The organism is Pseudomonas sp. DCB_BI, from assembly GCF_026240995.1.
Lineage (GTDB): Bacteria > Pseudomonadota > Gammaproteobacteria > Pseudomonadales > Pseudomonadaceae > Aquipseudomonas.
The window spans coordinates 61,037-85,306 of sequence record NZ_JAPFCG010000002.1; the positions used below are offsets into that span (position 1 = coordinate 61,037).

Genomic DNA, 24,270 nt, shown 5'->3' on the forward strand with positions numbered 1-24,270 from the left:
AATATCTTCGCCAGCCCTTTATAGTGGCCGATCACCCTCATTTTTACCCCGAGCCAGATAAGTAGCCGAGCCACCATGTCCGAGCCACGTCAGATTCTCGTTACCAGCGCCCTGCCCTATGCCAATGGATCGATCCATCTCGGCCATATGCTGGAGTACATCCAGACGGACATGTGGGTGCGCTTCCAGAAACTGCGCGGCAACCAGTGCATCTATGTCTGCGCCGACGACGCCCACGGCTCGGCCATCATGCTGCGCGCCGAAAAGGAAGGCATCACCCCGGAGCAACTGATTGCCAATGTCCAGGCCGAGCACAGCAGCGACTTCGCCGACTTCCTGGTGGACTTCGACAACTTCCACTCCACCCACAGTGAAGAAAACCGCGAGCTGTCCAGCCTGATCTACTCGCGCCTGCGTGATGCCGGCCACATCGCTACCCGTTCGGTGACGCAGTATTTCGACCCGGAAAAGGGCATGTTCCTCGCTGACCGCTTCATCAAGGGCACTTGCCCCAAGTGTGCGGCCGAAGACCAGTACGGCGACAACTGCGAAAAGTGCGGCGCCACCTACGCGCCAACCGAGCTGAAGAACCCCAAGTCGGCGATCTCCGGTGCCACCCCGGTACTGCGCGACTCCCAGCACTTCTTCTTCAAGTTGCCAGACTTCCAGGCCATGCTGCAGCAATGGACCCGTAGCGGCACCCTGCAGGACGCGGTCGCCAACAAGCTGGCCGAATGGCTGGACTCCGGCCTGCAGGAATGGGACATTTCCCGCGATGCACCGTACTTCGGCTTTGAAATCCCGGGCGAGCCAGGCAAGTACTTCTACGTGTGGCTGGATGCACCGATCGGCTACATGGCCAGCTTCAAGAACCTTTGCGCCCGCCGCCCGGAACTGGACTTCGACGCGTTCTGGAATCAAGACTCGAAGGCCGAGCTGTATCACTTCATCGGCAAGGACATCGTCAACTTCCACGCCCTGTTCTGGCCAGCCATGCTCGAAGGCGCCGGCTTCCGCAAGCCGACCGCAGTCAACGTGCACGGCTACCTGACCGTCAACGGCGCCAAGATGTCCAAGTCGCGCGGCACCTTCATCAAGGCCCGCACCTACCTCGATCACCTGCAGCCGGAATACCTGCGCTACTACTACGCAGCCAAGCTGGGTCGCGGCGTCGATGACCTCGACCTGAACCTTGAAGACTTCGTGCAGAAGGTCAACTCCGACCTGGTTGGCAAGGTGGTCAACATCGCCAGCCGCTGCGCCGGCTTCATCCACAAGGGCAACGACGGTGTCATGGTCAGCGGTGATGCTGCCCCTGAGCTGACCGAGGCCTTCCTGGCAGCGGCCCCCTCCATCGCTGAAGCTTACGAAGGCCGCGACTTCGGCCGTGCCATGCGCGAGATCATGGCGCTGGCCGACCGTGCCAACGCGTGGATCGCCGACAAAGCGCCCTGGTCGTTGGCCAAGCAGGAAGGCAAGCAGGATGAAGTGCAGGCCATCTGCGCCCAGGGCATCAACCTGTTCCGCCAGCTGGTGATCTTCCTCAAGCCAGTGTTGCCCCTGCTGGCGGCCGACGCCGAAGCTTTCCTCAACGTGGCCCCGCTGACCTGGAACGACCACTTGTCGCGCCTGGAAAACCACCCGTTGAACCCGTTCAAGGCGCTGATGAGCCGCATCGAGCCGGCCAAGGTGGAAGCCATGGTCGCGGCCAGCAAGGAAGACCTGCTGGCAGCCGAAGCCAAAGCCCCGGCAGGCAACGGCGAGCTGACCAAGGACCCGCTGTCCGCAGAAATCGAGTTCGACACCTTCGCCGCGGTCGACCTGCGCGTAGCGCTGATCGTCAAGGCCGAGGCTGTACCGGGTGCCGACAAACTGCTGCAACTGACCCTGGACATTGGTGACGAGCGCCGCAACGTATTCTCCGGTATCAAGTCGGCTTACCCCGACCCGTCCAAGCTGGAAGGTCGCCTGACCATGATGGTGGCCAACCTCAAACCACGCAAAATGCGCTTTGGCGTATCCGAAGGCATGGTCATGGCGGCGGGCCCTGGCGGCGAAGAAATCTACCTGCTGAGCCCGGACAGCGGCGCCAAGCCAGGGCAGCGCATCAAGTAAGCAACCTTGCCGAGGGCTGCTTCGCAGCCCATCGCAACGCCGGTCCTGCCGGGTGCAAGCGCACACCTGTGGGGGCGGCCTTGTGTTGAGACAGGGCCGCAAAGCGGCCCCAAGGCTTCGGCGCCAATCACCGGACCACCCCCCCCGATTCCCGGCTATCGTTTTCTCATGAGCGATTTCCTCCTGGTCCTGATCAGCGCTGCGCTGGTCAATCACCTGTGCCAACCACCACAGCCCGTTTCCCGGCTGCATCTGCATGTGCACGGCCTGGCCTGCGCCCTGTGCATTGCCCTGGGCGTGATCGGTGCGCAAGTGCTGGTGCGCGGGATACTGGCTCCGCTGCACGCCCTCGACCTTGCACTGTTCCTGCTTCTGCCATGGCTAGCGCTGCTCGCCTGGGGCCTGCCACGGCTGCTGGCCAAGTTGCGCCCGGCCTGGCCCGTTGCGGCGTTGCCAGCGCTGCTGTCGAGCAATGCCGTAGTCCTGGGGCTTGCCCTGCAACAGACCAGCGACAGCAGCCCCTGGCTTGCCGCACTGTTGCAAGGCGTGCTGGCGGGCGCAGGTTTCTGGCTGGCACTGGCCTTGTTCGCCGACCTGCGCCAACGCACCGAGCACGCCGATATCCCCGGCGTACTGCGCGGCCTGCCCCTTGAATTGATCGGCGCTGGCGTAATGGCCATGGCCTTTTCCGGCTTCAACGGCATGTTCGCTCAATGACTAGCCCACCCGACCCACGACTGCGCGCGAGCATGGGCCTGGTTTTGCTGGCCTGTGTGCCCGGCCTGCTGGCGCTGCTGTGGCTGCACGGCTGGGGTATGCTGCTGAACCTGTTGCTGTGCGCCTGCGCCGCACTCTTGAGTGAAGCCGCGCTGCTGAAGCTCCGTGGCCAGCCGTGCACTGCAGCGCTGAATGACGGCAGCGCACTGGTGACTGCCGTATTGCTGGCGGCCGCGCTGCCGACCCTGGCGCCATGGTGGTTGCCGGTAGTAGCCACATGCGTTGCCATCGGCATCGGCAAGCAGGCCTTCGGTGGCGTGGGGCGTAACCTGTACAACCCGGCCATGGTTGGTTATGCCTTCGTGTTGCTGAGCTTCCCGCTGCAGATGAACCACTGGCCTGGGCCAGCACCTGGCCTGGTCGACAGCCTGCAGCAATTGTCTGCCGGTGGCGAACAGATCGACGCGTGGGCCCGGCCGACCATTCTCGACGGGCTGCGCCACAATCGCAGCCTCACCATCGAAGAGCTGTTTGCCACCCATCCGGGGTTCGGCGCTATTGGCGGCAGAGGCAGTGAATGGGTGAACCTGGCCTTCCTGCTCGGCGGCCTGTTCCTGCTGCAGCGCAAAGTGATCAGCTGGCATGCGCCACTCGGTCTGCTGGCAGGGCTGTTGGTGTTCAGCCTGCTGGGCTGGAACGGTTCCGGTTCGGACTCCAACGGCTCGCCGTTGCTGCACCTGTTCTCGGGCTCGACCATGCTGGCGGCGTTCTTCATTGCGACCGAGCCGGTGTCCGGCCCCAAGAACGCGTGGGCCAGGCTTGGCTTCGGCCTGGGTGCAGGGCTGCTGATCTACCTGATTCGCACATGGGGCAGCTACCCGGATGGCACGGCGTTCGCCATTTTGCTGATGAACCTGATGTCACCGACGCTCGACCGCCTGGCCATGCGGCATCAGCAGGCCGGCCGATGAAACGCCTGGCACGAGACGCAGGCTTGCTGTTACTGACGTGCGCATTGGCGGTGTCTGCCACCCTGGCCTGGCGGCAGTGGACCAGCCCGGCCATCGCCAATGCCGAGAAGCAGCTGCAAAACCGCCAGCGGCTGGCCGTACTGCCAGCAGGTATTCATGACAACCAGCCTTTGGACAATCCACTGCCCACGCCCGCCGCCCAGCGGCCCAACAGCCGAATCCTGGCGGCTTACCGAGCGACACAGGCGGGTAAGCCAACTGCCATTATCCTGATCACCCAGACCCAGGGCTATGCCGGGCCGATCGTGCTGAGCGTGGCCATTGCCATAAACGGCCGGTTGATCAGCAGCCAGGTGGTTGAACAGCAGGAAACCCCTGGCCTGGGTGCGCGCCTGGGCGACCCGAAGCTGCACTGGCTGGAGCAGTTTGCCAACCGCGATCTGGGCGATCATTGGGCGCTGAAACGGGACCAAGGCGACTTTGACCAGTTGGCGGGCGCAACCGTGACCTCACGCGCAGTCATCACTGCACTGCAGGAGGCGCTTGGCTATTTCGATGAGCAGCGCAGCGTTCTACTGAAGGAAAACGGGCATGAATAGGCTGTATCTACTGGGGGTAAGCCTGGTGCCCCTGCTGGGCGCCACCCGGACCCTGCGCGAAGGCGCCGCCATTGGCTTGTGCGCAATCGTGATGGGCGGCCTGCACCAACTGTTGCTGGCCCCCCTGCGCCAGCGCCTGGCGAATTGCGCCTATGTCGTGGCCAGCCTGCTGCTGCTGGCAGCCTTGGCCAGTTGCCTGCAGATGGCCCTGCGTGCCTGGTCGCTGCCAATGGCACTTGCTCTTGGCTACTATCCACAATTGCTGTGCCTGCTATGCCTGGCCAGCGACCACCTGCTTCCCGAAGAGGGGCGCTGGCGACTGCTTGCCAGCAACCTCGGCGCTGTATTCGCCGTTTGCCTGCTGCTCGGCGCCATTCGCCAATGGCTGGCCGAATTTGCCAACCTGCACCTGGCCACCCTGGCCCCAGGTGCGCTGCTACTGCTCGGACTGCTGCTGGCCTTGTACAATCGTCTGCGTCCGGGCTCCGCCCATTCCCGCCGTCAAGGAAAGCTCTGATTTCATGAATGCCGCCAAACGCCTGGAGATTTTTCGCAGGCTGCACGAAGACAACCCCGACCCAAAGACAGAACTGGCCTACACCACCCCGTTCGAACTGCTGGTAGCGGTGACATTGTCCGCGCAATCCACCGACGTCGGCGTCAACAAGGCCACTGCCCGCCTGTTCCCCGTCGCCAATACCCCCGAGGCCATCTATGCCCTCGGGGTTGAAGGCCTTAGCGAATACATCAAGACCATCGGGCTGTACAACAGCAAGGCCAAGAACGTCATCGAGGCCTGCCGGCTGCTGATCGAGCGCCACGCCAGCCAGGTACCTGAAACCCGCGAAGCCCTGGAGGCGCTGCCCGGTGTTGGCCGCAAGACCGCCAACGTGGTGCTGAACACAGCATTCCGCCAACCGACCATGGCGGTGGACACCCACATATTCCGCGTCAGTAACCGCACAGGTATCGCGCCAGGCAAGACGGTGCTGGAAGTGGAAAAGAAGCTGGTCAAATTCGTACCCAAGGATTACCTGCTCGACGCCCACCACTGGCTCATTCTGCACGGGCGCTATGTATGCCAGGCGCGCAAGCCAAGATGCGGCAGCTGCAGGATCGAAGACCTGTGCGAGTACAAGCACAAAACCTCTGACGATTGAGGCGATAGCTGAAAACCCATCACCACGATTGAAAAAATCTTTTTTACCAGCGTCTGCTTTCTGGTTATAAGGACGGCCAATGGCCCCTTGGCTTGGAGCGACTCATGAGTGCCGATAAAGACGACCTGTCGATCGAAGATGATTTTGTTGCCGCAGACGATGACGCGGAACCGCAGGTGGAAACCGCAAAGACCAACCTGAGCAAGCGCCGTACCATTGACAACATGCTGGAAGAGCGGCGCCTGCAAAAGCAGCTGGCCGATTTCGACTACGATCTGTAGCCCACCGGTGCCCCTGGCAAAGCCTCCTGGCTGGAGGCTTCAAGGCCAGGCGGTCAGTTCAGACCCTGACGTTGTGCCAGCTCGATCAGGTCGACCAGCGAGCGCGCATTGAGCTTCAGCAACAAGCGCGACTTGTAGGTGCTGACCGTCTTGTTGCTGAGGTACATGCTGTCGGCAATTTCCTTGTTCGAACGCCCTCGCGCAAGCTGCTGCAGCACCGTCATTTCACGCGCCGAAAGGCGGTTGACCATGTCGGTCTCGCTGGCCGCCGCCCTGCCACGTGAAGCGTGCATGGCCTGGTTGGGGAAGTAGCTGTAACCCGACAACACCGCCTTGATGGCACTTAGCAGCTCGGTGAGCTCCTGCTGCTTGCACACGTAACCTGCCGCCCCCGCCTGCATGCAGCGCATTGAAAAGTTGCCCGGCGCCTGCGATGTCAAAACCAATACCTTGCTGCCCGGGCTCGATGTCGCCATGCGGGCGATCACCTCCAGGCCATCGAGTTTCGGGATACCGATATCCAGCACCACAATATCCGGCCGGTGTTGCCGTGTCAGCTGCAGCGCAGCCACTCCATTGTCGGTCTCTGCCACGACTTCATACCCATGCCGTTCCATCAGCATGCGTACGGCAAGGCGTATGACCGGATGATCATCCACGATAAGCACTTTATTCATGCGACATCCATTCATTCATTGTTGTTGCTCTGGCATGTCACCATAACCGACGGGACGCCTGCTGGCGCGGCGATTTGCCGAGGAAACACAAGGGCAGAATAAACTCACAACACTTACAGAAATTTCCTACACATCACGACTATGGTTGTAACAAGCAAAGTCCTTATTACCGAAATTCACCGTATTAACCCACGGTTAATAGGCGTCAGCCGAAAACGCGCTGCAGCTTGAAGAAACATTCAATTCGAGCACGGTGAATAACCAACAAAGCATTGCGTGTGGCCATTTACGCCTCACCCGGAAAGCACTCCAGTCTTTAGTTGATCGCGGCCGTCAGGTAAAGATGGACAAAATCGCTGAAGATGCCCCCCATGCCCCAAGCACAACCTGTCGCCCCGCTGACGATCATTGCCATCTTCTCGGGGATCATCGAAGCTTCCGCCCTCGCCACGCTGCCGTTTCTCAGCGAGTCCAGCCAAAATCTCTACACCTGGTTTTTAGTGGGCTTTCCGTTCTTTCTGACGGCACTGTTTTTCCTGACACTGAACTTCAATTCCAAGTCGTTCTACAACTCGCCCGCTGCACGAACGACACACGACAGTACGCCATCACCGAACAGCGAGGCTACAGCCGCAGTGGCCAATGATGCCCCAGAGGTATTGGCGGACGAACCGCTCACCTTCATGTTCTCCGGGCCCGAGGCCCAGCGCATGATGGAGCGGCAACTCCTCCATGCCCTTGCCCAACCGCCTGGACCAACGCGCACCTGGCGCTTTTGCAACCTGGATAAACGTCAATGTGCACAGCTGTCGATCAGTGCACTTGATCGCGATATCGCTCAACACCACTGTTGAACGCACTGGTTTTCCGCAGGCAAAAAAAACCCTGGCATGAGCCAGGGCTTTCGTTGCACAAGCCAGCTATCAGAGCAGCGAACGGCCCTTGTTGGCAGCAATGCGCATGCGCAGGGCGTTGAGCTTGATGAAGCCGGCAGCGTCAGCCTGGTTGTAGGCGCCGCCATCTTCTTCGAAGGTCGCGATGTTGGCATCGAACAGCGAATCGTCCGACTTGCGGCCAACCACGGTCACGTTGCCCTTGTACAGCTTCAGGCGTACCACGCCGTTCACGTTGACCTGCGAAGCGTCGATCATCTGCTGCAGCATCACACGCTCCGGGCTCCACCAGTAGCCGGTGTAGATCAGGCTGGCGTACTTCGGCATCAGCTCGTCTTTCAGGTGAGCGACTTCGCGGTCCAGGGTGATCGACTCGATGGCACGGTGGGCCTTGAGCATGATGGTGCCGCCAGGGGTTTCGTAGCAGCCGCGCGACTTCATGCCGACGTAGCGGTTTTCCACGATGTCCAGGCGGCCGATGCCGTTGGCACCGCCGATGCGGTTCAGGTCGGCCAGGACGGTGGCCGGGGACTTCTCGACGCCGTCGATGGCAACGATGTCACCGTTGCGGTAGGTCAGCTCGAGGTAAGTGGCCTGGTCCGGTGCGTTCTCAGGCGAGACACTCCAGCGCCACATGTCTTCTTCGTGCTCGGTCCAGGTATCTTCTAGGACACCGCCCTCGTAGGAGATGTGCAGCAGGTTGGCGTCCATCGAGTACGGCGACTTCTTCTTGCCGTGACGCTCGATCGGGATGCCGTGCTTCTCGGCGTAGTCCATCAGCTTCTCGCGGGACAGCAGGTCCCACTCGCGCCATGGAGCAATGACCTTCACGCCTGGCTTCAGCGCATACGCGCCCAGCTCGAAACGTACCTGGTCGTTGCCTTTGCCGGTGGCGCCATGGGAAATGGCGTCAGCGCCGGTTTCGTTGGCGATTTCGATCAGGCGCTTGGCGATCAGCGGACGGGCGATGGAAGTACCCAGCAGGTACTCGCCTTCGTAGACGGTGTTGGCGCGGAACATCGGGAATACGAAATCACGCACGAACTCTTCGCGCAGGTCGTCGATGTAGATCTCTTTCACACCCATTGCCTGAGCCTTGGCACGGGCCGGTTCGACCTCTTCGCCCTGACCCAGGTCAGCGGTGAAGGTCACCACTTCGCAGTTGTAGGTATCCTGCAGCCACTTGAGAATCACCGAAGTATCAAGGCCGCCGGAATACGCCAGTACGACCTTTTTTACGTCCGCCATGCCATCACTCCACGGGGTTGTACGGAAAGGGGTCGATTCTAACGGCGTTGCGGATAAATTTACAGTGGGGCGACAGCTTCTGACGACAAAGCGACAAGAACTTTCGCAGGCGCGACGGATATCTTTTGCGGTATGACCTGGCAGCAGACTGATGGCTTCACGGCACCTTCGCACCGGGCACGGCGGTAGCCGGGTTCGCCGCCGCCGGTGCTGGCGCAGCGACCGGCGCCACTTGCCCTGCCGGCTTTTCCACCGGTTTCTCAACCACCGCCACCCGATCCAGCTCGATATTCACCCGCCGATTCCGCGCTCGATTCGCCGCACTGTTGTTCTTCGCCAGCGGATAACGCTCGCCATGGAAGCGCACGGTAATCTGCTCTTCCGCCACCCCATGGGCCTTCAGGTAGTCGGCCACTGCCAATGCCCGGCGGCGCGACAGGTCGCGGTTGGTCAGGCGGTTACCGCTATTGTCGGAGTGGCCGTTGAGCTCGACATGATTTACCGTCGGGTCGGCTTTCATGTAGTCGAGGATCACGTCCAGCCGAGCCTTGGCCGCCTCATCCAGCTCGATACCGCCCCCCGGGAAACCGACTTGGGTCTGGCGCACCTGATCGTAATTCATCGGCAGCAGCTTGCCGGCACATACCTGGTAGTCGTTGTAAGCCTTGGCGAAGCTGACCGGCAGCACCCGCACTTCCATCGGCCTGCCCGCCTCTGCAGTGTAATTGCGCACCACCGTGCTGCGCCCATCAAGCAAGCCATTGATCAGGCGGCTGGCCTGGCCCTGGGACGAGCTGAACAGCACACCCGTGCGGGCCAGGCGCACATTACCCAGGTTGATATCGCCCCGCCCCGGTTGCCAGGGCGCCGCTGCCGCCAGCAAACTGGCGTTGCCGGCCCCCAGCACGTTACTGTCCGAGCGCAGCTGGAACACGGGCTGCTCGCCCGCTCGGCGCACGAATTCACCACTGCCAAAACCGTCGATCGGCTGGATCAGGCGACACTCGAACTGGTCACCCTCGACCCTCCAGGCAATGTTCTCCATGCGCGTCTGGAAAGTCAGTGCGCCGGCCGGCAGGCTGGCGAACAGGGTCAAGAGGGCTAGGTAACGCTGGCGCACGGGCGGCTCCACAAATTCTGACGGCTTACCTGCAGGCTATCGGACGCTGTCCGGAAAACTTGATAGCCGTGCTCGCCCCGGGGTTTTCCGGTAGGATTGGGGCTTGAGTTCGACCCGCCTGGAATCCCCAATGTCCGATCGCCTGACCCTCCTGCGCCCCGACGACTGGCACATCCATCTGCGCGATGGTGCCGTCCTGCCCCACACCGTTGGCGATGTGGCGCGTACCTTCGCCCGTGCCATCATCATGCCCAACCTGGTTCCTCCGGTGCGTAATGCCCAGCAGGCCGATGAGTACCGTCAGCGCATTCTGGCTGCCCGCCCGGCCGGCAGCCGCTTCGAGCCGCTGATGGTGCTGTACCTCACCGACCGCACCAGCCCCGAGGACATCCGCGCGGCCAAGGCCAGCGGTTTCGTGTACGCCGCCAAGATGTACCCAGCCGGCGCCACCACCAACTCCGATTCGGGCGTGACCAGCCTCGACAACATCTTCCCAGCCATAGAGGCACTGGCGGAAGCTGGTATGCCGCTGCTGGTGCATGGTGAAGTCACCCGCAGCGAGATCGACGTGTTCGACCGCGAAAAGCGCTTCATCGACGAGCACATGCGCCGTCTGGTCGAGCGCTTCCCGACGCTGAAGGTGGTGTTCGAACACATCACCACCAGCGACGCCGCGCAGTTCGTCACCGAGGCCCCGGCCAACGTCGGCGCGACCATCACCGCCCAGCACCTGCTGTACAACCGCAACCACATGCTGGTTGGCGGCATTCGCCCGCATTTCTACTGCCTGCCGATCCTCAAGCGCAACACCCACCAGGTGGCGCTGCTGGATGCGGCCACCAGCGGCAACCCGAAGTTCTTCCTGGGCACCGACTCGGCTCCACACGCTCGTCACGCCAAGGAAGCCGCCTGCGGTTGTGCCGGTTGCTACACCGCCTACGCGGCCATCGAGATGTACGCCGAAGCGTTCGAGCAGCGTAACGCGCTGGACAAGCTGGAAGGCTTTGCCAGCCTGCACGGCCCGGCCTTCTATGGCCTGCCAGCAAACACCGACACCATTACCCTGGTCCGCGAAGAATGGACTGCCCCGGACAACCTGCCATTTGGCGAGCAGACCATAGTGCCACTGCGCGCCGGTGAAAAACTGCGCTGGCGCCTGCTGGAGGAAAACGCGTGAGCGAAGACCTCTACGAAGACGACCTGGACACCCAGGGCAGCAGCGGTTCGCGCCACCCCATGGCCGAGCGCTTCCGCGGCTACCTGCCGGTAGTGGTGGATGTGGAAACCGGTGGTTTCAACAGCGCTACCGATGCATTGCTGGAAATTGCCGCCGTTACCATCGGCATGGACGAGAAAGGCTTCCTGTTCCCCGAACACACCTACTTCCACCGCGTGGAGCCGTTCGAGGGCGCCAACATCGAGCAAGCGGCGCTGGAGTTCACCGGGATCAAGCTGGACCACCCGCTGCGCATGGCCGTCAGCGAGGAGAGCGCGCTGACCGATATCTTCCGCGGTGTGCGCAAGGCGCTCAAGGCCAATGGCTGCAAGCGGGCGATCCTGGTCGGTCATAACAGCAGCTTCGACCTGGGTTTCCTCAATGCGGCAGTGGCGCGCAATGACCTGAAGCGCAACCCGTTCCACCCGTTCTCCAGCTTCGACACCGCTACCCTCGCCGGCCTGGCATACGGCCAGACCGTGCTGGCGCGGGCCTGCCAGAGCGCCGACATCGACTTCGACGGGCGTGAGGCGCACTCAGCGCGTTACGATACCGAGAAGACGGCCGAGCTGTTCTGCGGCATCGTCAACCGCTGGAAAGAAATGGGCGGCTGGCGCGACTTCAACGACTGAGTCAGGGTTCTGGGGCCGCTTCGTACGCCCCAAAGCCAGGCACAAAAAAACCGGCCACCAGGGCCGGTTTTTTCATGCACGCAGCAATTACAGCTTGCCGGCGTTCTCGCTCAGGTAGGCAGCAACGCCTTCTGGCGAAGCGTTCATGCCTTTGTCGCCTTTTTTCCAGTTGGCAGGGCAGACTTCGCCGTGCTCTTCGTGGAATTGCAGGGCGTCGACCAAGCGCAGCAGCTCGTCCATGTTACGGCCCAGTGGCAGGTCGTTGATGATCTGCGAACGGACAACACCGTTGGTGTCGATCAGGAAGGCGCCACGGAAGGCCACGCCGCCTTCGGACTCTACGTCGTACGCCTTGCAGATTTCGTGGGTCATGTCGGCAGCCAGGGTGTACTTCACCTGGCCGATGCCGCCGTTGTTGACCGGGGTGTTACGCCAGGCGTTGTGGGTGAAGTGCGAGTCGATCGACACGCCGATCACTTCCACGTTGCGCGCCTGGAAGTCAGGGATGCGGTTGTCCAGGGCGATCAGCTCGGACGGGCAGACGAAGGTGAAGTCCAGCGGGTAGAAGAACACCAGGCCGTACTTGCCCTTGATGGCCGAAGCCAGGTTGAAGCTGTCAACGATCTCGCCATTGCCCAGCACGGCCGGAACGGTGAAATCGGGGGCTTTCTTACCAACGAGTACGCTCATTGTAATCTCCTGATGAGGGTGAAAAACCGTTTGCCGGGCCAGACGGGCTTGCCCGACATCCAACAAAGGCCGACCATCATACACGGCTTCTGGTGACAGGCCGAATCCAACGATCAGGCAACCGCCGGTCGCTCAAGCACGGCCCTTTCAGAAAGTCCTTTGACAAGCATTCTCATTAACATTAAGCTCCAACCCATCGACTCAACCAGCGATGGTCAGCCCTTATGTATGTGTGTCTTTGTGTCGGCGTTACCGACGGACAGATCCGCGATGCGATCTATGAAGGATGCTGCAGTTACAAGGAAGTGCGAGCCGCGACCAATGTCGCCAGCCAGTGTGGCAAATGCGCCTGCCTGGCCAAGGAAGTAGTCCGTGAGACCCTGACCGAGCTTCAGGTCAGCCAGGCAGCCCTGCCCTACCCGGTAGAATTTACCGCCGCCTGAAAAGCCAGATTTCAAAGAACCGGACCAAGCGTCCGGTTTTTTTATGCCTAAGATTCAATAAGTTAGCGTTCCAACGCGGTTCACAAACATTCTTATTCCTATTAATTTTCACTTATTATTCAACAACTTAGGTTTGACACACCTTAGTATCGGGCTCAGACTTCTCTGTATTGGCACACTTCAACAGGGCAGGAACCCACATGAAAGGCGACGTAAGCGTCATCCAGCATCTCAACAAGATCCTCGGAAACGAGCTGGTCGCGATCAACCAGTACTTCCTGCACGCCCGCATGTATGAAGATTGGGGCCTGAACAAGCTCGGCAAGCACGAGTACAAGGAATCGATCGACGAGATGAAGCACGCTGACAAATTGATCAAGCGTATTCTCTTCCTCGAAGGCATTCCCAACGTACAGGACCTGGGCAAGCTGCTGATCGGTGAGCACACCAAGGAAATGCTCGAGTGCGACCTGAAACTCGAGAAGAAAGGCCTGGCCGATCTCAAGGCAGCGATCGCCCACTGCGAGACTGCTGGCGACTTTGGCTCGCGTGACATGCTCGAAGACATCCTCGAAGCCGAGGAAGAACATATCGACTGGCTGGAAACCCAACTGGGGCTGATCGACAAGATCGGTATCGAGAACTACCTGCAGTCGCAGATGGGCGAAGAGTAAATATCCGCCTCATAAAAAAACCCGCATCACGCGGGTTTTTTTATGCTTGCCGAAAATCAGGCTTCGGAGGCCTTGGCCTTGGCAGCAGCGTCCTTGATCAGGGTCTGCAGCTCGCCGGTCTCGAACATTTCCAGCATGATGTCGCTGCCGCCGACCAGCTCACCGGCTACCCACAGCTGCGGGAAGGTCGGCCAGTTGGCGTACTTTGGCAGGTTGGCGCGGATCTCCGGGTTCTGCAGGATGTCGACGTAGGCGAACTTTTCGCCACAGCCCATCACAGCCTGGGATGCCTTGGCCGAGAACCCGCACTGCGGGGCATTCGGCGAGCCTTTCATGTAAAGCAGAATGGTGTTGTTGGCAATCTGCTCTTTGATCGTATCGATGATATCCATCTAGCACCTCAGCTGAACTTTCCGACGCGGTCGTCGGCACGGTGAGGCATTGTATCGGAAAGCCGACCCGTGTGCTCGGCCTTGCCGTCCCTCAAGCGGCCTCCACCTGCACGGGTACGCCATTGAGTGCAGCGTTACCGGAAACCGGGTCGCGCAGGCGCTCGTCGGTCAGGTCATTGGCACTTACCCCAGGTTGCGCCCGGGCAATCTGCATGTGCACGCCCTGGCGACCATGACCGAAGCCATGGGGCAGGCTGACCACGCCCGGCATCATGTCCTCGCTGGCCTGCACTTCGACTTCCAGGCTGCCGGTGCGTGAGCGGATGCGTACCCGCTGGCCATCCTGAAGGCGCCGCAGCTGCAAGTCTTGAGGGTGCATCAACAACTGATGGCGAGGCTTGCCTTTCACCAGGCGATGGAAGTTGTGCATCCACGAGTTGTTGCTGCGGACGTGGCGCCGACCGATCAGCAGCAGTTCGCCCGGCGCCGGTGGCGCCTGTTGGGCCAGGCGCTGCAAGTCATCCAACAGCACCTGAGGCGCAGCTTCGACAGCCTTGCTGGCGGTTGCCAGACGCCCCGCGAGGCTGGCGCGCAATGGCCCGAGGTCGATGCCATGGGGGTGCTCATCCAGCGTGGCCAACGATAGCTGCCAAGGCGTTGCTTCACCGTAGCGCCCTTTGCGCAGCGCCAGGTCGATCATCTGCGCCGGCGCCCAAGTCGGTTTCAGCTCCAGCCCGGCACGCCTGGCAAACGCCTGAGCCAGGCCGACAAAAATCTCCCAGTCGTGCAGGGCGCCGTCCGGCTTGGCCAGAACCGCCCGGTTGAAGCGGGTGACGTTACGTACGGCCAGCAAGTTGAACGTGCTGTCGTAGTGGTCGTTTTCCAGCGCCGAGGTAGAAGGCAGGATCAGGTCGGCATGGCGCGTGGTTTCGTTGATGTAGAGGTCGATGCTGAGCATGAACTCAAGCCCCTCTAGCGCCGTATCCAGCTGACGGCCATTGGGCGTTGACAGCACCGGGTTGCCAGCCACCGTCACCAAGGCGCGCACCTGCCCTTCACCTGCAGTGAGCATTTCTTCGGCCAGCGCCGCCACGGGCAGCTCGCCGCCGTATTCGGGCAAACCTGACACGCGGCTCTGCCAAGCGTTGAAATGGCCACCCGAGGTGCTTGCCACCAGGTCGACGGCGGGCTCGGTGCATAGCACTCCGCCCTCACGGTCGAGGTTGCCGGTGACCAGATTTATCAGTTGCACCAGCCAATGGCACAGCGTGCCGAAGGCCTGGGTCGAGACGCCCATGCGGCCGTAGCACACCGCCCGGTCGGCAGCGGCGAAGTCCCGCGCCAGCTGGCGTATGTCCGCAGCAGCAACGCCGCAGTGTGCGCTCATGGCCTCGGCGCCGAAGGGTGCAATGGCCTCGCGCACTTGCTGCAGGCCGCTGACCGGCAAGTGGGAACCGCGTGCCAGGCCCTCTTCGAACAGGGTGTTGAGCACGCCGCACAGCAAGGCCGCATCGCCACCGGGGCGAATAAACAGGTGGCTGTCAGCCATGGCCGCCGTTTCGCTGCGCCGCGGGTCAACCACCACCAGCCGCCCGCCCCGTGCACGCAGGGCCTTCAGGCGCTTTTCCACATCGGGCACAGTCATGATGCTGCCATTGGAGGCCAGCGGGTTGCCTCCCAGTATCAACATGAAGTCGGTATGGTCGATGTCCGGGATCGGCAGTAACAGGCCATGGCCATACATCAGGTGGCTGACCAGGTGTTGTGGCAGCTGGTCCACCGAGGTGGCCGAGAAGCGGTTGCGGGTTTTCAGCAGCCCAAGGAAGTAGTTGCTATGGGTCATCAAGCCATAGTTGTGCACGCTAGGGTTACCCTGATACACCGCCACGGCATTGCGCCCGTGGGCTTGCTGGACCGCCCACAACTTGTCGGCGGCCAGGGCGAACGCCTCGTCCCAGCCGATGGCCTGCCAATGCTCGCCAACGCGCTTGTGTGGCTGGCGCAGCCGGTCAGGGTCGTACTGGATGTCCTGCAAGGCCACGGCCTTGGGGCAGATGTGGCCACGGCTGAACGGGTCCTGGGGGTCGCCCTTGATCGAGCTGATCAGCGCCCGCCCGTCGCTTTGGTGACTGACTTCGATGTTCAGCCCGCAGATTGCTTCGCACAGGTGACAGGCACGGTGATGCAGGGTCTTGGTCATGGCCGCCTCTGCCTTGTTGTGGTGGAATGTTGCGTGACTGTGACTATGCGCCCAGCCCTTCCCCCCCGCCAGCGTGCTTCGCCGCGTGAATCCACCGACATCAGGCCCACGATTTGCGACAGTGATTTGCCAAATTGCCAGCAAGCCGTGTACAACCTTCTGTAGCAAATAAAGAACAGCACGGGCCAACGGGTGATGACACCCTTTGCAACACCCTTTGAAATCAGGCTGCTGTTTCCCCCCTTGGCTTCAGGCGACATTTACTTATAGTATTGCGCCTTTCCCTATTTCGTCCGCCCCGTGCGGCTTACGCCGCAGGTCACTCCCGTTGTCAAAAAAAACCATACGGTCGACCTGCATACAGTTGCAGATAAGGTAGTCAATCATGAGCGCTAGGCACTTTCTCTCCCTGCTGGACTTCACCACCGACGAATTGCTCGGGGTGATCCGCCGCGGCATCGAGCTGAAGGACCTGCGCAAGCGAGGCGTGCTGTTCGAACCCCTGAAAAACCGCGTGCTGGGCATGATTTTCGAAAAGTCCTCGACCCGTACCCGTGTGTCGTTCGAGGCCGGGATGATCCAGCTCGGCGGCCAGGCCATCTTCCTGTCCCCGCGCGACACCCAACTGGGCCGAGGCGAGCCAATCGGTGACAGCGCCATCGTGCTGTCGAGCATGCTCGATGTGGTGATGATTCGGACCCACGCCCACAGCACCCTGACCGAGTTCGCCGCCAAATCGCGCGTGCCGGTCATCAACGGCCTGTCCGACGAGTCGCACCCGTGCCAGTTGCTGGCCGACATGCAGACCTTCCTCGAGCACCGCGGCTCGATCCAGGGCAAGACCGTGACCTGGATCGGCGATGGCTTCAACATGTGCAACTCCTATATCGAGGCCGCCAGGCAGTTCGATTTCCAGCTGCGCATCGCCTGCCCCGAAGGCTACGAGCCGGATCAGCGCTTCATGGCGCTGGGCGGTGACCGCGTGCAGATCATCCGAGATGCCAAGGCAGCCGTGCGTGACGCACACCTTGTCGTCACCGATGTCTGGACTTCCATGGGGCAGGAGGAGGAAACTGCACGGCGCCTGGCGCACTTCGCGCCTTACCAGGTCACCCGCGAACTGCTCGACCTGGCGGCACCCGATGTCCTCTTCATGCACTGCCTGCCCGCCCACCGTGGCGAGGAAATCAGCCAGGACCTGCTCGACGACCCACGTTCGGTCGCCTGGGACGAGGCTGAAAACCGCCTGCATGCACAGAAGGCGCTTCTCGAATTCCTTGTAGAACCGGCTTACCACCACGCATGAGTCAACCCCTACTGCTCAACCTGCGCAACCTGGCCTGCGGCTACGGCGACCAGCGCATCGTCCAGAACCTCAACCTGCACCTGAACGCAGGCGACATCGGTTGCCTGCTGGGCTCATCCGGTTGTGGCAAGACCACCACCCTGCGTGCGATTGCCGGCTTCGAGCCGGTGCACGACGGCGAGATCCAGCTAGCCGGCGAAGTGATTTCCCGCGCAGGCTTCACCCTGGCCCCGGAAAAGCGCCGCATCGGCATGGTGTTCCAGGACTACGCGCTGTTCCCGCACCTGACCGTGGCGCAGAACATTGCCTTCGGCATTGCCAAGCACCCACGCCAGGCCGCAGTCATCGAAGAAATGCTCGAACTGGTAAAACTGGGTGGCCTCGGCGGGCGTTACCCGCACGAGCTGTCTGGTGGCCAGCAGCAGCGCGTCGCCCTGGCCCGGGCGCTGGCACCAGAGCCGCAGCTGCTGCTGCTCGACGAGCCGTTCTCGAACCTCGACGTGGAACTGCGCCGACGCTTGAGCCATGAAGTGCGTGACATCCTCAAAAGCCGTGGCACCAGCGCCATTCTGGTCACCCATGACCAGGAAGAAGCGTTCGCCGTCAGCGATCAGGTCGGGGTGTTCAAGGAAGGCCGCCTGGAGCAATGGGATACCCCCTACAACCTCTACCATGAGCCGCAAACGCCGTTCGTGGCCAGCTTCATTGGCCAGGGGTACTTCATCCGTGGCCAGATGAGCAGCCATGAAGCGGTCAACACCGAACTGGGTGAGCTGCGCGGCAACCGGGCCTACATCATGGCGCCAGGCAGCTCGGTGGATGTGCTGCTGCGCCCTGACGACATCGTGCATGCAGCAGACAGCCCGTTACGGGCGAACGTTGTGGGCAAGAGTTTCCTGGGGGCTTCGACCCTGTACCGCCTGCAGCTGCCGACCGGCAGCCAGCTGGAAGCCATTTTCCCCAGCCATAACGACCATCAGCTCGGCGACGATGTAGGGATTGCGGTAAAGGCCGACCACCTGGTGCTGTTCCCGGTGCCAGGTAGCGTTGCAGCGCAGTTGACGCGACAGGAGAACGGGGTTCGTCGGTACAGTTCGGCGACCTGATTCTGCATCCCAGGGGCCGTTTTGCGGCCCCAACACGCTCAGCCCCTGCCAATACCGGCAAACTTGCCTTGGGTATGCTCGGCCAGCACAACGGCCGCCAACTCCACTTCCAGCCCACGCCGTCCAGCACTGACATGGATGGTTGCGAACTGCTGCGCCGAGTCATCGATGAAAGTACGCAGGCGCTTCTTCTGCCCCAGCGGGCTGATTCCACCTACCAGGTAGCCGGTAGCGCGCTGTGCCGCCGCCGGGTCGGCCATCTCGCACTTCTTCACCCCAGCCGCCTGAGCCAAGGCCTTGAGGTCCAGGGTACCTACCACCGGCACCACGGCCACGAGCAACTCACCCTTCTCGCTGCTCGCAAGCAAGGTCTTGAATACCTGCTGCGGGTCGAGCCCGAGCTTCTCCGCCGCCTCCAGACCATAGGACGCCGACTTCGGGTCATGTTCATAACTGTGCACACGGTGCTCGGCGCGATGCTTCTTCAGCAGGTCTAGGGCGGGGGTCATGCAGGGGCTCCGGTCTGGGACGGCTCGGCGGCTACTTTAGGACAATTCCCACATCCCAGCCAGCGCACCGCAATCGCGCGCCTCTAGGACGAGGGTTCGTGGCGGATTTTAGCGACCAGTTCGTGACTGGTCGTTCACTTTCGACCTTTGACATCAGCGTTTCTTGTCTATATTTTTTCGTTTCTGAATAAATGGTGCCCTTTTAAGGTGCATTTCCAACATCCGCCCGGGGGTCAATGGGGATCGACCCCGGGCTTTGCTGTCGAGCGCCACGCGCCTCACAACAAAAACAACGAGGTCATACATGACGACTGCTCAACGCCAACCCACCCTGTCCAGCCAATGCCTGGCCGAGTTCCTCGGCACCGCCTTGCTGATCTTTTTCGGTACCGGCTGCGTCGCCGCGCTCAAGGTCGCAGGCGCCAGCTTCGGTCTTTGGGAAATCAGTATCATCTGGGGCGTGGGCGTCAGCATGGCCATCTACCTCAGCGCCGGCATCTCTGGCGCGCACCTGAACCCGGCCGTGAGCATCGCCCTCACCCTGTTCGGCGGTTTCGACAAGCGCAAGCTGCCCTTCTACATGCTGGCCCAGGTCTGCGGCGCATTCTGTGGCGCGGCACTGGTCTACACCCTGTACAGCAACTTGTTCTTCGATTTCGAACAAGCCCACGCCATGTTGCGCGGTAGCGAAGCCAGCCTGGAACTGGCCTCGGTGTTCTCCACCTACCCGCACCCGTCGCTGTCCACTGGCCAGGCATTCCTGGTCGAAGTGGTCATCACTGCCATCCTGATGGCAGTGATCATGGCCCTGACCGACGACAACAACGGCCTGCCACGCGGCGCGATGGCGCCCCTGCTGATCGGCCTGCTGATCGCCGTGATCGGCAGTGCCATGGGCCCTCTGACCGGCTTCGCGATGAACCCCGCCCGCGACTTCGGGCCAAAACTCATGACCTTCCTGGCCGGCTGGGGCGAAATCGCCTTCACTGGCGGACGGGACATTCCTTATTTCCTGGTTCCGGTGTTCGCACCGATCCTTGGCGCTTGCCTGGGTGCCGCGACCTATCGCGGCCTGATTGCCCGCAACCTGCCTGTGGTGCCCGCCGCGAACCCTGAGACAAATGACAATCGCCAGGGCGATACTCAAGTCAATTGATGCCGGCAACACGCCCAGCCCTGACCCCAAATTCTTGCAAGGCCTACGACCATGACAGACACCCAGGATAAGAACTACATCATCGCCCTGGACCAGGGCACCACCAGTTCGCGGGCGATCATCTTCGATCGCGACGCCAATGTGGTAGGTACCTCCCAGCGCGAGTTCGCCCAGCACTACCCGCAGGCGGGTTGGGTCGAGCATGACCCGATGGAGATCTTCGCCACGCAAAGCGCGACCATGGTCGAGGCCTTGGCCCAGGCGGGCATCAGCCACGCCCAGGTGGCCGCGCTGGGCATCACCAACCAGCGTGAGACCACCGTGGTGTGGGACAGGGAAACCGGGCGCCCGGTGTACAACGCCATCGTCTGGCAATGCCGCCGCAGCACCGAGATCTGTGCCCAGCTCAAGCGTGACGGCCATGAAGACTACATTCGCGAAACCACCGGCCTGGTCACCGACCCCTACTTCTCCGGCACCAAGCTGAAGTGGATCCTCGACAATGTCGAGGGCGCCCGTGAGCGCGCCGAGCGCGGCGAGCTGCTGTTCGGCACCATCGATACCTGGCTGATCTGGAAGTTCTCCGGTGGCAAGGTGCACGTTACCGACTACACCAACGCCTCCCGCACCTTGATGTTCAACATTCACAGCCTGCAGTGGGATGACAAGCTGCTGGAAATCCTTGGTATCCCGCGCCAGATGCTGCCCGAGGTGCGCCCTTCCTCGGAAGTGTACGGCCACACCAAGAGCGGCATTGCCATCGCCGGTATCGCCGGCGACCAGCAGTCGGCGCTGTTCGGGCAGATGTGCGTGGAACCGGGCCAGGCCAAGAATACCTATGGCACGGGTTGCTTCCTGTTGATGAACACCGGCAGCCAGGCGGTGACATCGTCCCATGGTCTGCTCACCACCATCGCCTGTGGTCCCCGTGGGGAAGTCGCCTATGCACTGGAAGGCGCGGTGTTCAACGGTGGCTCCACCGTGCAATGGCTGCGCGACGAACTGAAGATCGTCAACGACGCCCTCGACACCGAGTACTTCGCCAGCAAGGTCAAGGACAGCAACGGGGTGTACCTGGTGCCAGCCTTCACCGGCTTGGGTGCGCCGTACTGGGACCCGTATGCCCGTGGCGCGTTGTTCGGCCTGACCCGTGGGGTAAAGGTGGACCACATCATTCGTGCTGCGCTGGAATCGATTGCCTACCAGACCCGCGATGTACTTGACGCCATGCAGCAGGACTGCGGCCAGCGCCTGTCCGAGCTACGCGTGGATGGCGGTGCGGTGGCCAACAACTTCCTCATGCAGTTCCAGGCGGACATCCTCGGCACCTGCGTTGAGCGGCCAAAAATGCGCGAAACCACAGCGCTGGGCGCCGCTTACCTCGCGGGCCTGGCCTGTGGCTTCTGGAGCGGCCTGGATGAGTTGCGCGACAAGGCGATCATCGAGCGCGAGTTCAGTCCGCAGCTTGATGAGCCGCAGAAAGAGAAACTGTATGCCGGCTGGCGGAAAGCCGTGGAACGTACCCGTGACTGGGAAGATCACGAGGTTTGATCGCACTGCGGTCACTGTGGGTGCGGCCTTGTGTGGCGATCCTACAGTGACCGCGCAAGGCCATGGCGTTCGTCCACTGGCCGTAGTCCCCTTCCTACGGCATCATTGCAGAATTTGTCCGGCAGCCCCAAAGGACCGCCCATGAATCTGCCCCCACGCCAACAACAAATCCTCGAACTGGTGCGCGAGCGCGGTTACGTCAGTATCGAAGAAATGGCGCAGCTGTTCGTCGTGACGCCGCAAACCATCCGCCGTGACATCAATCAGCTGGCCGAGCTCAATCTGCTGCGCCGCTACCACGGTGGCGCAGCTTACGATTCAAGTATCGAGAACACCGCCTACGCCATGCGCGCCGACCAGATGCGCGACGAAAAACAACGTATCGCCGAAGCCGTGGCCCGGCAGATTCCCGACCATGCATCGGTGTTCATCAACATCGGCACGACCACCGAATCGATTGCCCGGGCATTGCTCAACCATAGCCACCTGAAGGTCATCACCAACAACTTGCATGTGGCTTCGATCCTTGCCGCCAAGGATGATTTCGAAGTGCTGGTAGCCGGTGGCACGGTGCGTCGCGATGGCGGCGTGGTAGGCCAGGCCAGTGTCGATTTCATCAACCAGTTCAAGGTCGATTTCGCCCTGGTTGGCATCAGCGGTATCGATGAAGATGGCAGCCTGCTTGATTTCGATTACCAGGAAGTTCGCGTATCGCAGGCGATCATCGCCAATGCCCGGCAGGTGATTCTGGCCGCCGACTCCAGCAAGTTCGGGCGCAACGCCATGGTTCGGCTGGGGTCCATCAACCTTGTCGATTGCCTGGTGACCGACCAGGCGCCCACGACGGCACTTACCCAACTGCTCAACGACAACAAGATTCGCCTCGAAGTGGTGTGAACCGCTAGCGGGCCGGCTGGCGGCCCGCCGTTTTCGTAAATGTTCATTTCATTGCCATCCGATCAGTATTTTCTATGAAGACTGACTGGCGACAGGATTTCTCTTGCGCTAATATTTTCGGAAACGAACATCAATGTTCATATTCGATGTGAACAGCCTCAGGAGGCCTTGCCCGTGTCCCAGCCCGTTTCGTCCCAGCCACCACTCGCCAACTGCTATGACCTCGCCGTGATCGGCGGAGGCATCAATGGCGTGGGCATCGCTGCCGACGCTGCGGGTCGCGGCCTTAAGGTATTCCTCTGCGAAAAGGACGATTTGGCCCAGCACACCTCGTCGGCCAGCAGCAAGCTGATCCACGGTGGCCTGCGCTACCTTGAACACTATGAGTTCCGCTTGGTACGTGAGGCACTGGCCGAGCGTGAAGTGCTGCTGGCCAAGGCTCCGCACATCGTCAAGCCCATGCGCTTTGTGCTGCCCCATCGCCCGCACCTGCGCCCGGCCTGGATGATCCGCGCCGGTCTGTTCCTGTATGACCACCTGGGCAAGCGCAAGCGCCTGGGCGCTTCGCGCAGCCTGCGTTTCGGCCCGGGCTATCCGCTCAAGCCGGCGATCACCCGTGGCTTCGAATATGCCGACTGTGCGGTCGACGACGCCCGCCTGGTAGTACTCAACGCCATGGCAGCCCGTGAGCTAGGCGCCCAGATTCACACCCGCACCCGCTGCTTGCGCGCCGAACGGGTAGATGGCTTGTGGCAGGTTGAACTGCAGCACGCCGATGGAAGCCTTCAGACGATCCAGGCCCGTGCGCTGGTGAACGCAGCAGGCCCCTGGGTGGCCAGCTTCATCAAGGACGACCTCAAGCTCGATGCCCCTTATGGTATCCGTCTGATCCAGGGCAGCCACATCATCGTGCCGCGCCTGTATGAAGGCGAACATGCCTACATTCTGCAGAATGAAGACCAGCGCATCGTCTTCTGCATCCCGTACCTGGACCGCTTCACCCTGATCGGCACCACTGACCGGGAATACAGCGGCGACCCGGCAGCAGTCGCCATTACCGGGCAGGAAACAGATTACCTGTTGAAAGTGGTCAACGAGCACTTCAACCATCAACTGAGCCATGGCGACATCCTGCATACCTACTCCGGCGTTCGTCCGTTGTGCAACGATGAGTCAGACAACCCTTCGGCGGTCACTCGGGACTACACACTCGCCCTTTCCGCAGAGACAGGCCAGGCACCGCTACTGTCAGTATTCGGCGGCAAGCTCACCACCTACCGCAAGCTGGCCGAATCGGCCATGGCTGAGCTCAAGCCCTTCTTTACCCAGATGCGCGGCGCCTGGACTGCCACTGCGCCACTGCCCGGTGCAGAGGGCATGACAACGGTACAGGCGCTGGTCGATGCCGTGCTGGCACGTTTCGGCTGGTTGCCCGTTGACATAGCCAGGCGCTGGGTACTCACCTACGGCAGCCGTGTGTGGCGGCTGCTCGATGGCGTTCACGGGCCCGAGGACCTCGGACAACCGCTCGGGGCTGGGTTGTTCACCCGCGAGGTGGACTATCTGCTGGAGGAGGAATGGGCTGAGCAAGCCGCTGACATCCTCTGGCGTCGCACCAAGCTGGGCCTGTCGCTGAACGCACAAGAGCAGATGGCCCTGGAAGCGTACCTGCAACAAGTCCACAAGCTGCGCGCCGATAGCCGCGCAGCCTGACGGT

General features: G+C 61.5%; 25 protein-coding genes. 18 read left to right on the top strand and 7 right to left on the bottom strand.

All coding sequences use genetic code 11. From position 1 onward, the window contains the following. Positions 1-75: 75 nt before the first annotated feature. The 7 genes from metG to OO258_RS02640 all read left to right on the top strand — a co-directional run bounded on the left by metG (position 76) and on the right by OO258_RS02640 (position 5,843). Positions 76-2,115 carry a methionine--tRNA ligase gene (gene metG / locus OO258_RS02610; protein WP_266028761.1) on the top strand — a complete coding sequence of 680 codons (2,040 nt, stop codon included), beginning with the start codon at positions 76-78 and terminating at the stop codon, positions 2,113-2,115. A gap of 168 nt (positions 2,116-2,283) precedes the next feature. After that, a complete protein-coding gene (locus tag OO258_RS02615) occupies positions 2,284-2,832 on the top strand; it encodes an Rnf-Nqr domain containing protein (RefSeq protein ID WP_266028763.1) in 549 nt (182 codons plus the stop codon). Continuing rightward, positions 2,829-3,803: an RnfABCDGE type electron transport complex subunit D gene (locus tag OO258_RS02620; protein ID WP_266028764.1), complete on the top strand. Its 975-nt coding sequence runs from the start codon at positions 2,829-2,831 to the stop codon at positions 3,801-3,803. The genes OO258_RS02615 and OO258_RS02620 overlap by 4 nt, the downstream gene beginning before the upstream one ends. Further along, positions 3,800-4,402 (top strand): RnfABCDGE type electron transport complex subunit G, encoded by a 603-nt coding sequence (locus OO258_RS02625; protein ID WP_266028765.1) that lies wholly within the window; start codon positions 3,800-3,802, stop codon positions 4,400-4,402. The genes OO258_RS02620 and OO258_RS02625 overlap by 4 nt, the downstream gene beginning before the upstream one ends. Further along, a complete protein-coding gene (locus OO258_RS02630; protein ID WP_266028766.1) occupies positions 4,395-4,919 on the top strand; it encodes an Rnf-Nqr domain containing protein in 525 nt (174 codons plus the stop codon). The genes OO258_RS02625 and OO258_RS02630 overlap by 8 nt, the downstream gene beginning before the upstream one ends. Positions 4,920-4,923: 4 nt before the next feature. Continuing rightward, the gene (gene nth / locus OO258_RS02635; protein ID WP_266028767.1) at positions 4,924-5,562 is read left to right on the top strand and encodes an endonuclease III; all 639 of its coding nucleotides are present in this window, start codon (positions 4,924-4,926) and stop codon (positions 5,560-5,562) included. A 104-nt stretch (positions 5,563-5,666) separates the two neighbouring features. Continuing rightward, positions 5,667-5,843 (top strand): PA3496 family putative envelope integrity protein, encoded by a 177-nt coding sequence (locus OO258_RS02640; RefSeq protein ID WP_177410695.1) that lies wholly within the window; start codon positions 5,667-5,669, stop codon positions 5,841-5,843. 53 nt (positions 5,844-5,896) lie between these two features. Here the strand turns inward: OO258_RS02640 and OO258_RS02645 are convergent, their stop codons facing one another. Beyond that, positions 5,897-6,520 carry a response regulator transcription factor gene (locus OO258_RS02645; protein WP_266028768.1) on the bottom strand — a complete coding sequence of 208 codons (624 nt, stop codon included), beginning with the start codon at positions 6,518-6,520 and terminating at the stop codon, positions 5,897-5,899. A 371-nt stretch (positions 6,521-6,891) separates the two neighbouring features. Between OO258_RS02645 and OO258_RS02650 the strand changes: the two genes are divergently transcribed. Then, a complete protein-coding gene (locus OO258_RS02650) occupies positions 6,892-7,374 on the top strand; it encodes a hypothetical protein (protein ID WP_266028769.1) in 483 nt (160 codons plus the stop codon). A gap of 69 nt (positions 7,375-7,443) precedes the next feature. Here the strand turns inward: OO258_RS02650 and OO258_RS02655 are convergent, their stop codons facing one another. Continuing rightward, complete coding sequence (locus tag OO258_RS02655) at positions 7,444-8,661, bottom strand: argininosuccinate synthase (RefSeq protein WP_110742796.1); 1,218 nt, start codon at positions 8,659-8,661, stop codon at positions 7,444-7,446. Positions 8,662-8,818: 157 nt separating this feature from the next. Further along, on the bottom strand, positions 8,819-9,781 hold the full coding sequence (locus OO258_RS02660) for a flagellar protein MotY (RefSeq protein WP_266028770.1): 963 nt from the start codon (positions 9,779-9,781) through the stop codon (positions 8,819-8,821). 130 nt (positions 9,782-9,911) lie between these two features. Here OO258_RS02660 and pyrC point away from each other — a divergent pair, with 130 nt between their 5' ends. Then, a complete protein-coding gene (gene pyrC / locus OO258_RS02665) occupies positions 9,912-10,958 on the top strand; it encodes a dihydroorotase (RefSeq protein WP_266028771.1) in 1,047 nt (348 codons plus the stop codon). A 59-nt stretch (positions 10,959-11,017) separates the two neighbouring features. Beyond that, a complete protein-coding gene (gene rnt, locus OO258_RS02670) occupies positions 11,018-11,629 on the top strand; it encodes a ribonuclease T (protein ID WP_236548543.1) in 612 nt (203 codons plus the stop codon). 87 nt (positions 11,630-11,716) lie between these two features. On the opposite strand, the gene OO258_RS02675 is transcribed toward rnt, so the two are convergent. Continuing rightward, positions 11,717-12,319, bottom strand: coding sequence for a peroxiredoxin (locus OO258_RS02675; RefSeq protein WP_012273884.1), 603 nt, complete (start codon positions 12,317-12,319; stop codon positions 11,717-11,719). Positions 12,320-12,543: 224 nt separating this feature from the next. Between OO258_RS02675 and OO258_RS02680 the strand changes: the two genes are divergently transcribed. Together OO258_RS02680 and bfr are read left to right on the top strand one after the other, a co-directional pair. Further along, positions 12,544-12,762 (top strand): bacterioferritin-associated ferredoxin, encoded by a 219-nt coding sequence (locus OO258_RS02680; protein ID WP_016488781.1) that lies wholly within the window; start codon positions 12,544-12,546, stop codon positions 12,760-12,762. 200 nt (positions 12,763-12,962) lie between these two features. Beyond that, a complete protein-coding gene (gene bfr / locus OO258_RS02685) occupies positions 12,963-13,436 on the top strand; it encodes a bacterioferritin (protein ID WP_110742790.1) in 474 nt (157 codons plus the stop codon). A gap of 56 nt (positions 13,437-13,492) precedes the next feature. Here the strand turns inward: bfr and grxD are convergent, their stop codons facing one another. Both grxD and OO258_RS02695 read right to left on the bottom strand, forming a co-directional pair. After that, positions 13,493-13,828, bottom strand: a complete 336-nt coding sequence (grxD, locus tag OO258_RS02690; RefSeq protein ID WP_266028772.1) for a Grx4 family monothiol glutaredoxin — start codon at positions 13,826-13,828, stop codon at positions 13,493-13,495. A 91-nt stretch (positions 13,829-13,919) separates the two neighbouring features. Further along, positions 13,920-16,028, bottom strand: coding sequence for a molybdopterin oxidoreductase family protein (locus tag OO258_RS02695; RefSeq protein ID WP_266028773.1), 2,109 nt, complete (start codon positions 16,026-16,028; stop codon positions 13,920-13,922). Positions 16,029-16,413: 385 nt separating this feature from the next. On the opposite strand from OO258_RS02695, the gene argF reads away from it, so the two are divergent. Together argF and OO258_RS02705 are read left to right on the top strand one after the other, a co-directional pair. Beyond that, on the top strand, positions 16,414-17,334 hold the full coding sequence (gene argF / locus OO258_RS02700) for an ornithine carbamoyltransferase (RefSeq protein WP_266028774.1): 921 nt from the start codon (positions 16,414-16,416) through the stop codon (positions 17,332-17,334). Next, entirely contained in the window at positions 17,331-18,440 is a 1,110-nt protein-coding gene (locus tag OO258_RS02705; protein WP_266028775.1) for an ABC transporter ATP-binding protein, read from the top strand. Before argF ends, OO258_RS02705 begins: the two co-directional genes overlap by 4 nt. Before the next feature lie 38 nt (positions 18,441-18,478). Here the strand turns inward: OO258_RS02705 and ybaK are convergent, their stop codons facing one another. Next, positions 18,479-18,949: a Cys-tRNA(Pro) deacylase gene (ybaK, locus tag OO258_RS02710; RefSeq protein WP_266028776.1), complete on the bottom strand. Its 471-nt coding sequence runs from the start codon at positions 18,947-18,949 to the stop codon at positions 18,479-18,481. 304 nt (positions 18,950-19,253) lie between these two features. Here ybaK and OO258_RS02715 point away from each other — a divergent pair, with 304 nt between their 5' ends. From OO258_RS02715 to glpD, 4 genes are all read left to right on the top strand, one after another. After that, positions 19,254-20,105 carry an MIP/aquaporin family protein gene (locus OO258_RS02715; RefSeq protein WP_266028777.1) on the top strand — a complete coding sequence of 284 codons (852 nt, stop codon included), beginning with the start codon at positions 19,254-19,256 and terminating at the stop codon, positions 20,103-20,105. A 51-nt stretch (positions 20,106-20,156) separates the two neighbouring features. Continuing rightward, entirely contained in the window at positions 20,157-21,656 is a 1,500-nt protein-coding gene (gene glpK, locus OO258_RS02720; RefSeq protein ID WP_266028778.1) for a glycerol kinase GlpK, read from the top strand. A gap of 141 nt (positions 21,657-21,797) precedes the next feature. Next, entirely contained in the window at positions 21,798-22,553 is a 756-nt protein-coding gene (gene glpR / locus OO258_RS02725) for a DNA-binding transcriptional repressor GlpR (RefSeq protein ID WP_266028779.1), read from the top strand. 174 nt (positions 22,554-22,727) lie between these two features. After that, positions 22,728-24,266, top strand: coding sequence for a glycerol-3-phosphate dehydrogenase (glpD, locus tag OO258_RS02730; protein WP_266028780.1), 1,539 nt, complete (start codon positions 22,728-22,730; stop codon positions 24,264-24,266). The last annotated feature ends 4 nt before the right edge of the window (positions 24,267-24,270 follow it).

What these genes read in the sequence shown, in the direction of transcription:
- OO258_RS02655 (WP_110742796.1), bottom strand. Translation starts at nt 8,661, where the DNA reads ATGGCGGACGTAAAAAAGGTCGTACTGGCGTATTCCGGCGGCCTTGAT.
- OO258_RS02645 (WP_266028768.1), bottom strand. Translation starts at nt 6,520, where the DNA reads ATGAATAAAGTGCTTATCGTGGATGATCATCCGGTCATACGCCTTGCC.
- rnt (WP_236548543.1), top strand. Translation starts at nt 11,018, where the DNA reads ATGGCCGAGCGCTTCCGCGGCTACCTGCCGGTAGTGGTGGATGTGGAA.
- OO258_RS02680 (WP_016488781.1), top strand. Translation starts at nt 12,544, where the DNA reads ATGTATGTGTGTCTTTGTGTCGGCGTTACCGACGGACAGATCCGCGAT.
- nth (WP_266028767.1), top strand. Translation starts at nt 4,924, where the DNA reads ATGAATGCCGCCAAACGCCTGGAGATTTTTCGCAGGCTGCACGAAGAC.
- OO258_RS02630 (WP_266028766.1), top strand. Translation starts at nt 4,395, where the DNA reads ATGAATAGGCTGTATCTACTGGGGGTAAGCCTGGTGCCCCTGCTGGGC.
- argF (WP_266028774.1), top strand. Translation starts at nt 16,414, where the DNA reads ATGAGCGCTAGGCACTTTCTCTCCCTGCTGGACTTCACCACCGACGAA.
- OO258_RS02615 (WP_266028763.1), top strand. Translation starts at nt 2,284, where the DNA reads ATGAGCGATTTCCTCCTGGTCCTGATCAGCGCTGCGCTGGTCAATCAC.
- grxD (WP_266028772.1), bottom strand. Translation starts at nt 13,828, where the DNA reads ATGGATATCATCGATACGATCAAAGAGCAGATTGCCAACAACACCATT.
- ybaK (WP_266028776.1), bottom strand. Translation starts at nt 18,949, where the DNA reads ATGACCCCCGCCCTAGACCTGCTGAAGAAGCATCGCGCCGAGCACCGT.
- OO258_RS02650 (WP_266028769.1), top strand. Translation starts at nt 6,892, where the DNA reads ATGCCCCAAGCACAACCTGTCGCCCCGCTGACGATCATTGCCATCTTC.
- bfr (WP_110742790.1), top strand. Translation starts at nt 12,963, where the DNA reads ATGAAAGGCGACGTAAGCGTCATCCAGCATCTCAACAAGATCCTCGGA.
- OO258_RS02715 (WP_266028777.1), top strand. Translation starts at nt 19,254, where the DNA reads ATGACGACTGCTCAACGCCAACCCACCCTGTCCAGCCAATGCCTGGCC.
- glpR (WP_266028779.1), top strand. Translation starts at nt 21,798, where the DNA reads ATGAATCTGCCCCCACGCCAACAACAAATCCTCGAACTGGTGCGCGAG.
- metG (WP_266028761.1), top strand. Translation starts at nt 76, where the DNA reads ATGTCCGAGCCACGTCAGATTCTCGTTACCAGCGCCCTGCCCTATGCC.
- OO258_RS02695 (WP_266028773.1), bottom strand. Translation starts at nt 16,028, where the DNA reads ATGACCAAGACCCTGCATCACCGTGCCTGTCACCTGTGCGAAGCAATC.
- OO258_RS02705 (WP_266028775.1), top strand. Translation starts at nt 17,331, where the DNA reads ATGAGTCAACCCCTACTGCTCAACCTGCGCAACCTGGCCTGCGGCTAC.
- pyrC (WP_266028771.1), top strand. Translation starts at nt 9,912, where the DNA reads ATGTCCGATCGCCTGACCCTCCTGCGCCCCGACGACTGGCACATCCAT.
- glpK (WP_266028778.1), top strand. Translation starts at nt 20,157, where the DNA reads ATGACAGACACCCAGGATAAGAACTACATCATCGCCCTGGACCAGGGC.
- OO258_RS02640 (WP_177410695.1), top strand. Translation starts at nt 5,667, where the DNA reads ATGAGTGCCGATAAAGACGACCTGTCGATCGAAGATGATTTTGTTGCC.
- OO258_RS02675 (WP_012273884.1), bottom strand. Translation starts at nt 12,319, where the DNA reads ATGAGCGTACTCGTTGGTAAGAAAGCCCCCGATTTCACCGTTCCGGCC.
- OO258_RS02625 (WP_266028765.1), top strand. Translation starts at nt 3,800, where the DNA reads ATGAAACGCCTGGCACGAGACGCAGGCTTGCTGTTACTGACGTGCGCA.
- OO258_RS02620 (WP_266028764.1), top strand. Translation starts at nt 2,829, where the DNA reads ATGACTAGCCCACCCGACCCACGACTGCGCGCGAGCATGGGCCTGGTT.